The following is a 13,360-nucleotide window of genomic DNA, read 5'->3' on the forward strand; positions in this document are numbered from 1 at the left end:
AGGCGCGCATGATTCAAGCGTGGCTGTGGCGGCTGGGCCTGGGACGCGGCCGGGTGCACGTCTTCTACGACGAGTCCTACCGCCTGCCCCTCTCCGGCATCGAGTCCTCCGTGGGCATCGAGCCGCGCGGCACCGACTTCACCACCTGGTACCTGCTGGAGGCCGGCGTGGTGCGCGCCGCGGACGTCCGCCACCCCGTGCCGGTGTCCTACGCCCAGCTCGCGCGCGTGCACGACGCCCGCTACCTGGAGTCCCTCTCCGACCCCGCGACGCTCGCGCGCATCTACGCCACCGACCCGTCGGAGGTCCCCGTGGACGCGCTGCTCGACAGCGTGCGCACCGTGTGTGGCGGCACGCTGGGGGCGGCGCGGCTGGCGCTCGCGCGGCAGGGCCCCGTGGTCAACATGGCCGGCGGCTTCCACCACGCCCGGCCGGACCGGGGCGGCGGCTTCTGCACCGTCAATGACATCGCCGTCGCCGTCGCGGACCTGCGCGCCGCGGGCTTCGACGGCTCCGTGGCCGTGCTGGACCTGGACGCGCACCCGCCGGATGGCACCGCCGCGTGCCTCGCCGGACAGCCGAAGGTCTGGATCGGCTCCGTGTCCGGCAGCGACTGGGGCGTGCTCCCCGTCGGCGTGGACGAGACGCGCGTGCCGGATGGCTGCGACGACGCCACCTACGTGCAGAAGGTGAAGGAGATGCTGGCGCGCATGCCCCACTCCGACATCACCTTCGTCATCGCCGGCGGAGACGTGTTGTCCGGGGACCGCTTCGGCCGCGTGGGCATCACGCTCCAGGGCGCGCGCAAGCGCGACGTGGCCATCGCCTCGGCGCTGCGGGGACGGGCCAGCGTGTGGCTGCCCGGCGGCGGCTACCACGCCGAGTCCTGGAAGCTGTTCGCGGGCACGGTGCTGGTGCTCGCGGGCCTGGGCCACCAGCGCATCACCGCCCGGTATGATCCGCTGAGCGCGCGCTTCCAGCGCATCGCGCACCTGCTGGACCCGGAGACGGCGCACTCCCCGAGCGCGACCCCCGGCTGGGAACCGCTCACGCTGGAGGACCTGGAGGGCCCGCTGCGGCTGGGCCCGGAGGTGCAGCCGCGCGTGCTGGGCCACTACACCGCCCAGGGCATCGAGTACGCGCTCTTCCGCTACGGCCTGCTGTCGTACGTGGAGCGCCTGGGCTACAGCCGCCTCCGCGTGGAGGTGTCCTCCACCGGCGGCACCGGCGACCGCATCAAGGTGCTGGGCCACGCGGGCGGCCGTGAGCACCTGCTGTCGGACGCCGTGCTGGAGAAGAAGGTCCTCCAGGGGGAGACCTTCCTCTTCGCCAACTGGCTCTCCCTGCGCCACCCGCGCGCCCGCTTCAGCGACACGCGCCCGCAGCTGCCCGGACAGGAGGTGCCCGGCCTGGGCCTGTCTCGCGAGACCACGGAGGTGCTGCTCGCCATGGCCCAGCGCCTGGGGCTCGCGGGCGTGGCCTTCCGGCCCATGTGGTTCCACCTGGCCGTCGTCGCGCGGGGCCGCTTCCACTTCTCCACCCCGGAGCGCCAGGGCCGCTTCGAGGCGCTGATGCGCGACCTGTCCGCGCTCTCCCTCGTGGAGGCCACCCACGCCGTCGCCGATGGCCGCGTGCGCCTGGACGGCCAGCCGTACCCGTGGGAGCCGGACGACATGCTCTGCCGCCTGCTCCCTACGCCCCTGGACGCGGACGCCGTGGCGAGGGAGCGCGAGCGCTGCCACTTCACCGTGGCGCCCGCCTCCGGCTGAACCCGGCGCCGTGGTAGTCAGGACGGCGTGGACCTGGAAGCGCGACGCCGTGAACAACACAAGCTGCGGCTGTCGTGGATGCCGTGGCTCTACTTCAGCCTCAAGCCGCGTCACCGCGAGTGGGCGGAGGCCTGGCAGCGCGAGGTGCAGGACCGCCTGCGCGCGCTGGAGACCGTCGACATCGCGGAGGGATGTTTCATCGCCCCGGAGGCGCGCATCTTCGCGGAGCCCGGCCGCACCGTGCGCATCGGGCCCGGGTGCAGCATTGGCGCGGACGCCTTCGTGCACGGACCGGTGGTGCTGGGGCCGCGCGTGAGCCTCAACGCGCGCGTCAGCCTGGACGGCGGCGCGTGCGGCATCCGCATCGGCGAGGGCAGCCGCGTCGCCACCGGCGCCACCCTCTACGCCTTCGACCACGGCCTCGCGCCGGACCGCCCCGTGCGCGACCAGCCCGTCACGTCCAGGGGCATCGTGATCGGCGACGACGTCTGGGTGGGCGCCAACGCGGGCATCACCGACGGCGTCACCGTGGGCGACCACGCGGTGATTGCCATGGGCGCCGTCGTCACCCGCGACGTGCCCCCGTGGGCCATCGTCGGGGGCGTGCCTGCTCGCCTGCTCGGCGACCGTCGTCAACGCCCTCGTTCTGGAATCCCAGGGGGTTGGGAGCCCCCGGACTCCGATGGAAACCCCTGAGTCCTCGGTGGGTCCATTGACTTTGAAACATTCGAGCGCCCTATGCTTCGGTCCGCGCTGAAACGGAGAGAGGGCGGACACCCGGACGGACCGGCTGGGTCGGCCTCTTTTTCATGTATTGGCCCGTTTCATCCGTGATGAAGGAGGCCGCGGTGTCGCAGGAGCAACGCGAGACGGGGAGCGCCGCTGCTCCGGAGCAGGCCTCCATGGCGAGCGCCCTCGTGGACACCCGCCGCTTCCAGCGGGCCGGTTCGCTCCTGCGTGAGGTGCTCTTCGAGCTGGATGCGGCCGGCCGCCTGGTCCTCGCGAGCCCCGCGTGGGAGCGGCTGGTCGGAATGCCCGCGGGCGCGTGGACGGGCCGCGCGCTGGTGGACCTGTTCCACCCGGAGGACCGGGATCAGGCGCGCGCGCTGCTGCGCACGGCCACCTCGCGCATCGACGTGCCGACGCGGCTGGAGCTGCGGCTCGCGGGGGGCGCGCAGCCGCGCTGGGTGGAGGTGTCCGCCACGGGAGATCCCGAGCACCTGGGCGGTGTGTTGGGCACGCTGGTGGACGTCACGCCGCGCCGGATGGCGGAGGAGGCCGCCACCACGCGCGAGCGCTACCTGGGCGCGATGGTGGAGGTGCAGCGGCGGTTGCTGGCGCCGGAGACCTCCGGGGATTTGTACAACGCCATCCTGGAGCCGCTGGGCCGCGTCGCGGGCGCCAGCCGCGCCTACGTCTTCGAGTTCCACCGCGAGGCCAACGGCCGGATCCTCCAGTCCCAGCGGGCGGAGTGGGCCGCGCCCGGCGTCTCGCGCGAGCTGGAGAACCCGGACACGCAGGCCTGGCCGGTGGACGAGGCCTTCCGGCTGCACCAGCTGGAGCAGCTGCACCGCGGGGAGCCGGTGCAGGGCCGGCCGGAGGACTTCGGGGACGGCACGGCGCCGGTGCTGCTGGCGCAGGGCATCCGCTCGCTGCTGGTCCTGCCCCTGTTCGTGCACGGGGAGCCGTTCGGCTTCATCGGCTTCGACAACTGCGACGACGCGCGGCCCTGGTCGCACGTGGAGGTGAACCTGCTGTCCGGCGCCGCGGGCGCGCTGTCGCTGGCGCTGGAGCAGCACACGACGGACGCGCTGCGCGTGCGCACGGAGACCGCGCTGCGGCGCACGGAGGCGGGCTTCCACCTGCTCATCGAGGGCTTCCCGGATCCGGTGGTGGTGCACACGACGGACGGGATGCTCCTGTCGGTGAACCCGGCCATGGCCAAGTACCTGGGCTACCAGGACCCCGCGGAGCTGCTGGGGCGGCACCTGCTGGGGCTGGTGCGGCGCGAGGACCAGGAGGTGGCGCGCCGCCACCTGGAGGAAGCGCAGGACGGGGCGCTGGCGGCCCGCTCGCACGAGGTGCCGCTGGTGCGCCGCGACGGGCAGGTGGTGAGCGCGGACCTGGTGACGCTGGGCGTGCTCTTCGACGGCGTGCCCGCGCGCGTGACGGTGGCGCGCGACTTCACCGAGCGAAAGCACATCCAGGCGAAGCTCATGCTGGGGGACCGGCTGGCCTCCATGGGCATGCTGGCCGCGGGCATCGCGCACGAGCTGAACAACCCGCTGTCCTACGTGCTGTCCAACCTGGAGTTCCTGCACCGCGCGCTGGGCCCCATGCCCCGGCCCCTGGGGGCGGAGGAGCTGCTGGAATACCAACAGGTGCTGGACGACGCGCGCGAAGGCTCCGAGCGGATGCGGCAGATCGTCCGGCAGCTCAAGGTCTTCTCCCGCGTGGACGACGCGCACGACGAGCCGGTGGACCTGCACCGCGTGCTGGACTCCGTCACGCAGATGGCGGCCAGCGAAATCCGTCCGCGCGCCCGGCTGGTGAAGCAGTACGGCGCGGTGCCGGCGGTGCGCGCCAACGAGGGCAAGCTGTTCCAGGTGTTCCTCAACCTGGTCATCAACGCCGCGCACGCGATCCCCGAGGGCCTCACGGACGAGCACGAAATCCGCCTCGTCACCCGCGTGGACGGCGACGGCCGCGTGGTGGTGGACGTGCGCGACACGGGGCGGGGCATCGCGCCGGAGCTGATCCGCCGCATCTTCGACCCGTTCTTCACCACCAAGGCGCCGGGCCAGGGCACCGGGCTGGGCCTGTCCATCTGCGACACCATCGTGCGCGCGCTGGGCGGCAGCATCGGCGTGGAGTCCACTCCGGGCCACGGCGCCACCTTCCGCGTCACCCTGCACGCCGCCGCCGCGCGCCCCGCACGCGTGGCCTGAGCCCGCCCGCATTCCGCGTCCGGGCGGGGGAGCGATCCTCCCGGGCGCTGCCTCGAAATGGACTGAAACCGGCGCGCCTCCGTGTTCGAGTGTGGAGCGCCGGACGGCCTGCCCTCGCGTGCGCTGCCTTCCCAGGCCCGGTGGAGCCACGCTGGGCCTCGCGCCGCGGTGAGGAGTCCAGGTCCCGACGGCGCCTTGCCGCAAGGGCATTTCCGCCCGGAGGCCGTGGAGGATGCCATGCGCACGCTGACCGCTCGCCTCGCCCCGGTGTTGGGGCTGCTGTTGGGCAGCGTGCTGGCGCTGGGGCCCGCGGGGTCCTCCCTGGGGCCCTCCCTGGCGGGCGCGGAAGAGGCTCCGGCTTCGGTGGAGGCCGCCGCCGGGCCGGGGGTCGACGCCTGCTCGGGCTCCGCGAACTTCCTCATCGGCGCGGCGCGCTCCGACATCACCGGCCCCGCCGCGGAGGTGGGGATGATGGGCTACGCGCAGGTGGCGCAGAAGACGGAGGGCATCCACCTGCGGCTGTACTCGCGTGCGTTCGTCATCGCCTCGCCGTGCAATGGCCGCCGCGTGGCGTTCGTCAGCGCGGACCTGGGCATGGTGTTCCAGGCGGTGCGGCAGCAGGTGGTGGAGCGGCTGCGCGCGAAGCTGGGCGACGTGTTCTCCGACGACAACGTGCTGCTCAGCGCCACGCACACGCACGCCGGGCCCGGCGGCTACAGCCACTACACGCTCTACAACCTGACCACCTTCGGCTTCATCCCCCAGAACTTCGAGGCCATCGTCTCCGGCATCACGGACTCCATCGTGCGCGCCAACGCGCGGCTGGCCGAGGGCTCGCTGCGGTTGGCCTCGGGGGACCTGCGCGGCGCGAGCGCCAACCGCTCACCGGAGGCCTACCTGCGAAACCCCGAGGCCGAGCGCGCCCGCTACCCGGACAACGTGGACCCCCGGATGACGCTCCTGCGGCTGACGCGCGCGGACGGGCACGAGGTGGGCCTCATCGACTGGTTCGCCGTGCACGCCACGTCCTTCGGCAACACCAACACGTACATCAGCGGGGACAACAAGGGGATGGCGTCGCACGCCTTCGAGGTGGGGGAGGGCGGGCTGCTGCCCGGGGGGCCGGACACCTTCGTCGCGGCCTTCGCCAACTCCAACGAGGGCGACGTCACGCCCAACATCCTGGGGGGCACGAACGGCGGCGGCGCGAACGACTTCGAGGACGCGGCCATCTCCGCGAAGAAGCAGTACGACTTCGCCGCGCACCTGTGGGCCACCGCCGGGATGCCCGTGATGGGCGGCGTGGACTACCGGCACACCTACGTGAAGATGGACGCGGTGGACGTGGCGCCCGCGTACACGGACGGCGCCCCGCACCGCACGTGCCCGGCGTCCATCGGCCTGTCGATGCTGGCCGGCGCGGAGGACGGGCCCGGCTTCGGCTCCGAGGGCGCCACGTGCGAATCCGTGCACGACGTGTGGAACCAGTTCACCTGCGCGGCCGTCACCACGCCCTGTCAGGGAGAGAAGCCCATCGTCCTGGAGATGGGCACGATGAAGCCCTACCCGTGGACGCCGGAGGTGCTGCCCCTGCAGCTGGTGACGGTGGGGCCGCTGGCGCTGGTGGCCGTGCCCTTCGAGCTGACCACCATGGCGGGCCGCCGGCTGCGCGACACCGTGCGCGCGCACCTCCAGGGCGCGGGCGTGACGGACGTGGTCATCGCGGGGCTGTCCAACGCCTACTCAGGCTACGTGGCCACGCGCGAGGAGTACGCGCGCCAGGACTACGAGGGCGCGTCCACGCACTTCGGCCCGTGGACGCTGGCCGCGTTGCAGCAGTCCTTCGCGGGGCTCGCCAGCGCTCTGCGCGACGGGACGCCCGTGCCGCACGGGCCCCGGCCCCGCGACCTGCGCCGCGCGGTGGTGGGCCTCCAGCCCGGCGTGGTGTTCGACGACAAGCTGCTGTGGGTGGACTTCGGCGCCGTCGCGGAGGAGGCGAAGCCTTCGTACGCGCGGGGCGACATGGCGAGCGCCACGTTCTGGGGCGGCCACCCGCGCAACGACCTGAAGCTGAACGGCACCTACCTGCGCGTCCAGCGGCGACAGCCGGACGGCACGTGGCGGGACGTGGCGCACGACGGGGAGGGCGGCGCGCTGTACCACTGGCAGCGCGAGTACTGCGTGCCCACGCTCGCGTGTTCGCTGGTGCGGATCGACTGGCCCATCCCCCTGGACACGGCGCCGGGCACCTACCGGCTGGTGCACGAGGGCAACTGGAAGTCCGGCTGGGACGGGCGCGTGCACCCGTACTCGGGCAGCTCGCGCCCGTTCACCGTGCGGTAGCGGGCGCTTGTCGCGGGGGCCGAAGGCGCGGCGTCGGGCAGTGGACGCTCCCCTCCAGGCTCGGGATGTCCGGTGCGCCACCGGCCATGCATCTCGCGTGGCGCGGGGCGCGGGAAGGTCGCAGCATCAGGGGACGGGCGCGGGGCGCTGGGAGGCTTCAACCGCATGGTGGTCATCGTCATGGGGGTTTCAGGCACCGGAAAGTCCACGGTGGGCCGCGAGCTCGCGGACAGGTTGGGCTGGGGCTTCGTGGACGCGGACGACCTGCACTCGGTGGCGAACCGCAGGAAGATGGCTTCGGGAACGCCGCTGACGGACGTGGACCGGCAGCCCTGGCTGGAGCTGCTGCGCGCGCGGCTGGAGAAGGCGATGGACGAGGACGAGGACCTGGTCCTGGCGTTCTCCGGCCTCAAGCAGCTCCACCGCGCGCGGCTCACGGTGGACGCCGCGCGCCAGCGCTGGGTGTACCTGCACGCGTCCGCGGCCATCATCCGCGAGCGCCTTCAGCAGCGGCTGGGGCACTTCATGCCGGCCGCGCTGCTGGGCAGCCAGCTGGCGGAGCTGGAGCCGCCCGAAGGCGCCCTCTCCGTGGACGTGACGCCGCCCGCGGAGGGCGTGGTGGAGCGCATCGTGGCGGGGCTGGGGCTGGAGCCCGAGGCGCCCGCGCCGAAGCCGTAGGGGCTGCCTTCAGCGGACGGCTTCGACGGTGGCGCCCAGGCGCTCCAGCAGCTCGCGATACCAGGCGAAGGCGCGCCCGGTGTGGCCCTGGAGCTCCTTCGTGCCCCACAGCAGCGTGAGGGTGCGGCGCGTGGTGCCGTCCGTCTTGGTGCGCTGCGCGTCCTTCACCGCGTTGGCGCAGGGGCCCTCGGCGTCGAAGAGGCACAGCAGCCCCTCCAGGTCGATGGCCTGCCCGGACGCGTTGAAGACGTAGCGGTCGCCCTGGATGGCGGTGGCGACGCGGAAGGGCGCCCGGGCGCGGTCCAGGTCCACGACGCTGATGGGCAGGCCGCTGTGCAGCGACACCGCGTTGCATGCGTCCACCGCGGCGTTGATGGTGCCCAGCGTCCCGTCGCCGGAGGCGCGCACCAGGTACTCGGACGCGGGCTTGCCCCGGCCGGTGGGCTTGTAGCCGCCATGGCGGAGCAGGTCTCTCACCGCGCCTCGCACGGCGTCGTCGCTCTGGAGGGGCGCGGTGGCGCCGGGCTTCAGCAGGGCCTGCAGCCAGTCAGGCGCGGGCAGCTCCCCCAGGGGGGCAGGGAAGGAGGAGGTGAAGGCAACGAGGTCGAGGAGGGGATGGGCGTCGACGGTCAGCACGGCGGCACTCTACGCCACGCGCTGGTAGGGTAGGGGCGGCCGCTGTTCCCCCCTCGTGTCCCCCCCTCCTGGAGCCTCCGCATGCCCACGCTCATCCCGAAGCCCATCCGCGTGACGGCGGTGGGCAACAAGCCGAAGCTCATCGACGAATACGTGGGCCGGGTGAACTCCAAGACGTCGAACATCAGCGTGGCGCACATGCGCAGCCCGGGCGGGTGGGAGGAGCCGGGGCAGACGCCCGAGTTCCGTGAAATCACGCTGGTGCTCGCGGGTACGCTGCGGGTGGAGCACAAGGGCGGGGTGATGGACGTGCACGCGGGCCAGACGGTGGTGTGCGAGCCGGGCGAGTGGGTCCGCTACAGCACCCCCGAGGAAGAGGGCGCGGAGTACGTGGCCATCTGCACCCCGGCGTTCTCCCCGGGCACGGTGCACCGGGACACCTGAGGGCGGAGGGGCTTACCGGCAGGGCGGAATCCCGGACGGGGGCCTGCCTGCCCGGCCGCGGGGATGGGGCCAGGGGTGCCGGGGGTTCGGAAGCATCCCTCGGGCGGGCGGGTCGTGGCATAAGGGCGCGCCGCCTGATTCCCGGGCCCTTTCGGTACGCACATGATCCGTCTCGACAACATCGGCAAGCAGCACGGTCAGCAGCTTCTCTTCGTGGAGGCCTCGGCCGCGCTCCACAAGGGCGAAAAGGTGGGCCTGGTGGGCCCGAACGGCGCGGGCAAGACGACGCTGTTCCGGATGATGACCGGCCAGGAGTACCCGGACGAAGGGCAGGTCTCCATCGACCGGGGCGTCACCATCGGCTACTTCAGCCAGGACGTGGGGGAGATGGCCGGCCGCAGCGCGGTGTCCGAGGTGATGGACGGCGCGGGCCCGGTGAGCACCGTCGCGGCGGAGATGAAGACGCTGGAGGCCGCCATGGGGGACCCGGACCAGGCGGACGAGATGGAGAAGCTCGTCGAGCGCTACGGCGTGGTGCAGGGCCGCTTCGAGGAGCTGGGCGGGTACGCGCTGGAGGGACGGGCGCGGGAGATCCTCGCGGGCCTGGGCTTCAGCGAGGAGATGATGGACGGCGACGTGGGCGCGCTGTCGGGCGGTTGGAAGATGCGCGTGGCGCTGGCGCGCATCCTGCTCATGCGCCCGGACGCGATGTTCCTGGACGAGCCCTCCAACCACCTGGACCTGGAGTCGCTCATCTGGCTGGAGGGCTTCCTCAAGGGGTACGAGGGCGCGCTGCTGATGACGTCGCACGACCGCGAGTTCATGAACCGCATCGTGACGAAGGTGGTGGAGATCGACGGCGGTTCGCTGACGACGTACTCGGGCAACTACGACTTCTACGAAGGCCAGCGCGCGCAGAACGAGGCGCAGCAGCAGGCGCAGTACGAGCGTCAGCAGGCGATGCTCGCGAAGGAGATCAAGTTCATCGAGCGGTTCAAGGCCCGCGCGTCGCACGCCGCGCAGGTGCAGAGCCGGGTGAAGAAGCTGGAGAAGATCGAGAAGGTGGAGCCGCCCAAGCGCCGCTCCACGGTGCTCTTCGAGTTCCAGCCGCCGCCGCGCTCGGGTGACGACGTGGTGAACCTGAAGAACGTGGTGAAGGGCTACGGCAAGCGGACCATCTACGACGGCCTGGACTTCCTGGTGCGGCGCGCGGAGCGCTGGTGCGTGATGGGCGTGAACGGCGCGGGCAAGTCCACGCTGCTCAAGCTGGTGACGGGCACGACGCAGCCGGATGAGGGCTCGGTGGCGTTGGGTGGCAGCGTGAAGATGGGCTACTTCGCGCAGCACGCCATGGACCTGCTGGACGGAGAGAAGACGGTCTTCGAGCAGCTGTCGGACGCGTTCCCGCGCGCGGGGCAGGGGTCGCTGCGGGCGCTGGCGGGCTGCTTCGGGTTCAGCGGCGACGAGGTGGAGAAGAAGTGCCGGGTGCTGTCGGGTGGAGAGAAGGCGCGTCTGGTGATGGCGCAGATGCTCTACGACCCGCCGAACTTCCTGGTGCTGGACGAGCCCACGAACCACCTGGACATGGGCACGAAGGAGATGCTGATCACCGCGCTGTCGCGCTACGAGGGCACGATGTTGTTCGTGTCCCACGACCGGCACTTCCTGGCCGCATTGTCGAACCGGGTGCTGGAGCTGACGCCGGACGGCATCCACAAGTACGGCGGCGGCTACACGGAGTACGTCGCGCGCACGGGCCAGGAAGCGCCGGGCCTGCGCAGCTAGCGCGCTCCAAGGCCCCCGGGCATCCCCGGGGGCTGGAGGCGGGGGTTCAGCCGCAGGCCCAGCTCTGCTCCTCCCATTCGCCGCAGAGCGACTTGCGGCAGAGGGTGTAGCTGCAGGTCTCGGTCTGGTAGCCGCAGCAGGCGTAGGCGTCGGTGGCCTGGCCGGAACAGGCCGCCTTCCTGCCGGACTTGTAGGTGTCCGGGGCGGAGTTGTTCGAGCAGGAGTCCGGCGACGAGTCGTCGTCGGAGCCTCCGCAGGCGGTGAGCAGCGGGACCACGATGAGCAGGCGAAGAAGGGTGCGCATGCCTGCGAGGTGAATCATGACCCATGGGTCGTGGACCATGGAACGTGAGTGAAACAGGGTGTTTCACCCACGTGAACCACACCGTTTTCGCCCTGTATCCGGGCAACCCCTGAGCCGCTGAACACGACTCGTGGGAATTATTCGAACAGCTTGCTCGCGAGCCGCGCCCGCTAGGAAATGCCGAGCTCTTGGAGCAGGGGCTGGAGCTCAGGCCAAAGCTTGTTGCGCTCGCAGACGTCACGAAGCTCCGTGACATCCAGATGTGGCCGGTTGCGCTCCAGCAACTCCATGACGTCGGCCTTCGACTTCCATCCGCCCGCGAAGAGCTTCAAGGCGATGAGATGCGCGAGGCCGACAACTCGAAGACGGCTGCCCGCGTTCAAGGGCAAGGAGGCGGACTGGATTGCCTCCTGCGCGAGCAGGGTGTTGTCCTTCGCGCCGGGCCAGGGGTTCTGGAAGTTCACGATCTCGATGGTTTCGAAATCCGCTCCCGAAACGCGTAGGACGCCGCCCAGGGGATCATCCGCATCGGGGTAGCTGAGGTCGGTCTCGAAACCCTCCTGCCTCAGGACTTCGTCGAGCTGACGAAATCGCGGGAAGGGGTTGATGTTGATGGCCAGATCGAAGTCTTCCGTCTGCCGGGGGTAGTAGTGAACGGCCAGCGCGATTGCGCCAATGACCGCGGCGTGGATGCCATGCTGCTCCAGGACTCCGACCACGTGCTCCGCGACCTCGAGCGTCCGCTCCTGCCTGTTGGCGCCCACTGCGTCACTCATCGGGGAGCACCAGGGTCCGGCTTCTCGGTACGCGCAGGCGTGATGTAACGCATCCGCTCCTTGAGGCTGAGCGCGAGCAGCACGCGCTCCCGGGGCGTCATCGCGGCCAGTCGCTCGAACTGAAGCCTGCGGGCCGCGTCCGCGCTCTTGCTGGGTCGCTGCCCATACAGGCCTCGAGGTGGTGGTGCGTGTTCGGAGCTCATCGTGCCTTCCATCCTATTCGAACAGCTTGCTCGCGAGCCGCGCCAGCCGCTGCGCCTTGCCCCGGTACGGCGGGAAGAACAGGTTCGTGAAGGCCGTGCGGCCCTGGCGCACCACCGCGCGCTCGTGGCTGAAGGCCTTGAAGCCCGTCTCGCCGTGGTACGCGCCCAGCCCGCTCTGCCCGACACCGCCAAACGGCAGGTGCGGGTTCACGTTGTGCAACACCACGTTGTTCACCACCGTGCCGCCCGCGCTCGTCTCCTTCAGCAGGCGCTCCACCGTCGCCTCCTGCTGGCTGAAGACATACAGGGCCAGCGGCTTGCCCCCCGCGCGCACCTGCGTCACCACCTCATCCAGTGACTCGAAGCGGAGCACCGGCAGCAGCGGCCCGAAGATCTCCTCCTCCATCACCGGCGACTCCGGCGTCACATCCGCCAGCACCGTGGGCGCGATGTAGCGCGTCTCCGCGTGCACGCCGCCGCCCACCACCACCCGCGCCCCTGCCGCCACGGAGGCGTCCATGAGCCCGCACACGCGCCGGAACGCGCCGTCATCCACCATCCGGCAGAAGTCCGGCGTCGCCCGCCGCGCCTCCTCCGTCTTCCCGTAGAAGCGCTCCAGCGCGGCCTTCAGCCCCGCGAGCAGCGCCTCCTCCCTCGACGCGTGCACCCAGACATGGTCCGGCGCGATGCACGTCTGCCCCGCGTTGAGGAACTTCCCCCAGACGATCCGCTCCGCCGCCGCGTCCACGTCCGCTGACGCATCCACGATGACCGGCGACTTCCCACCCAGCTCCAGCGTCACCCCCGCCAGGTGCCGCGCCGCCGCCTCCATCACCCGCCGCCCCACGCGCGGTCCCCCCGTGAAGAAGAAGTGGTCGAACGGCAGCCGCAACAGCGCCTCGCCCACCGCGGGACCGCCCTCCACCAGCGCCACCTCGTCCGCCGGGAACACGTCCCGCAGGAGCTGCGCCAGGAAGCGCGCCGTGCCCGGCGTCTTCTCACTGGCCTTGCACAGCACCGCGTTGCCCGCCGCCACCGCCGCGATGAGCGGCGACACCAGCAGGTGGAACGGGTAGTTCCACGGCGCCAGGATGAGCACCACGCCCTTGGGCTCCGCGTGCACCTCGCTCTTCGTGCCCGCGAGCAGCAGCGGCGCGCCCACCTTGCGCGGCTTCATCCACGCCTTCAGGTGCTTCTGCACGTGCGCCAGCTCCAGCAGCACCGGGAGGATCTCCGTCGCCTCCACCTCCGCCGCCGGCTTGTGGAAGTCCTCGTGCAGCGCGTCCGCCAGCTCCTCCCGCCGCTCCAGCAGCAGCGTCTTGAGCTTCTCCAGCCGCGCGAGGCGCTCCTTCGGCCCTGTCTTCGCCAGCTCCCAACGGCGCGCCTGCAAACGGTCGAACACCGTCTGCAGGTCGCTGGGGACCAGGGCCTCTTCCACTGACACCACGCGCATGCCGGTCCTCTCTTCCCGCTC

At 71.5% G+C, this 13,360-nt stretch carries 12 protein-coding genes; 7 read left to right on the plus strand and 5 right to left on the minus strand.

Annotated features, from left to right (window positions below):
- The first annotated feature begins 8 nt into the window (after positions 1-8).
- From FOF48_RS19835 to FOF48_RS19855, 5 genes are all read left to right on the plus strand, one after another.
- On the plus strand, positions 9-1,769 hold the full coding sequence (locus FOF48_RS19835; protein WP_143903943.1) for a histone deacetylase: 1,761 nt from the start codon (positions 9-11) through the stop codon (positions 1,767-1,769).
- Between the two features lie 27 nt (positions 1,770-1,796).
- The gene (locus FOF48_RS19840; protein ID WP_143903945.1) at positions 1,797-2,465 is read left to right on the plus strand and encodes an acyltransferase; all 669 of its coding nucleotides are present in this window, start codon (positions 1,797-1,799) and stop codon (positions 2,463-2,465) included.
- A gap of 152 nt (positions 2,466-2,617) precedes the next feature.
- Entirely contained in the window at positions 2,618-4,717 is a 2,100-nt protein-coding gene (locus tag FOF48_RS19845) for an ATP-binding protein (protein ID WP_143903947.1), read from the plus strand.
- A gap of 237 nt (positions 4,718-4,954) precedes the next feature.
- Positions 4,955-7,060, plus strand: a complete 2,106-nt coding sequence (locus FOF48_RS19850) for a neutral/alkaline ceramidase (protein ID WP_143903949.1) — start codon at positions 4,955-4,957, stop codon at positions 7,058-7,060.
- A 165-nt stretch (positions 7,061-7,225) separates the two neighbouring features.
- Positions 7,226-7,738: a gluconokinase gene (locus FOF48_RS19855; RefSeq protein ID WP_143903951.1), complete on the plus strand. Its 513-nt coding sequence runs from the start codon at positions 7,226-7,228 to the stop codon at positions 7,736-7,738.
- Positions 7,739-7,747: 9 nt separating this feature from the next.
- Here FOF48_RS19855 and FOF48_RS19860 read toward each other — a convergent pair whose 3' ends face one another.
- The gene (locus FOF48_RS19860) at positions 7,748-8,374 is read right to left on the minus strand and encodes a phenylalanine--tRNA ligase beta subunit-related protein (protein WP_143903953.1); all 627 of its coding nucleotides are present in this window, start codon (positions 8,372-8,374) and stop codon (positions 7,748-7,750) included.
- Between the two features lie 81 nt (positions 8,375-8,455).
- Between FOF48_RS19860 and FOF48_RS19865 the strand changes: the two genes are divergently transcribed.
- Both FOF48_RS19865 and FOF48_RS19870 read left to right on the plus strand, forming a co-directional pair.
- Positions 8,456-8,818: a cupin domain-containing protein gene (locus FOF48_RS19865; RefSeq protein WP_143903955.1), complete on the plus strand. Its 363-nt coding sequence runs from the start codon at positions 8,456-8,458 to the stop codon at positions 8,816-8,818.
- 162 nt (positions 8,819-8,980) lie between these two features.
- On the plus strand, positions 8,981-10,603 hold the full coding sequence (locus FOF48_RS19870) for an ABC-F family ATP-binding cassette domain-containing protein (RefSeq protein WP_143903957.1): 1,623 nt from the start codon (positions 8,981-8,983) through the stop codon (positions 10,601-10,603).
- Positions 10,604-10,649: 46 nt separating this feature from the next.
- Here the strand turns inward: FOF48_RS19870 and FOF48_RS19875 are convergent, their stop codons facing one another.
- From FOF48_RS19875 to FOF48_RS19890, 4 genes are all read right to left on the minus strand, one after another.
- Entirely contained in the window at positions 10,650-10,907 is a 258-nt protein-coding gene (locus FOF48_RS19875) for a hypothetical protein (protein WP_143903959.1), read from the minus strand.
- A 170-nt stretch (positions 10,908-11,077) separates the two neighbouring features.
- Entirely contained in the window at positions 11,078-11,683 is a 606-nt protein-coding gene (locus FOF48_RS19880) for a nucleotidyltransferase family protein (protein WP_143903961.1), read from the minus strand.
- Positions 11,680-11,886 carry a hypothetical protein gene (locus tag FOF48_RS19885; protein ID WP_143903963.1) on the minus strand — a complete coding sequence of 69 codons (207 nt, stop codon included), beginning with the start codon at positions 11,884-11,886 and terminating at the stop codon, positions 11,680-11,682. The genes FOF48_RS19880 and FOF48_RS19885 overlap by 4 nt, the downstream gene beginning before the upstream one ends.
- 13 nt (positions 11,887-11,899) lie before the next feature.
- Positions 11,900-13,339, minus strand: a complete 1,440-nt coding sequence (locus tag FOF48_RS19890) for an aldehyde dehydrogenase family protein (protein ID WP_143903965.1) — start codon at positions 13,337-13,339, stop codon at positions 11,900-11,902.
- Positions 13,340-13,360: the final 21 nt, after the last annotated feature.

Source organism: Corallococcus sp. Z5C101001, from assembly GCF_007352635.1.
GTDB classification, from domain to species: Bacteria; Myxococcota; Myxococcia; order Myxococcales; family Myxococcaceae; genus Corallococcus; species Corallococcus silvisoli.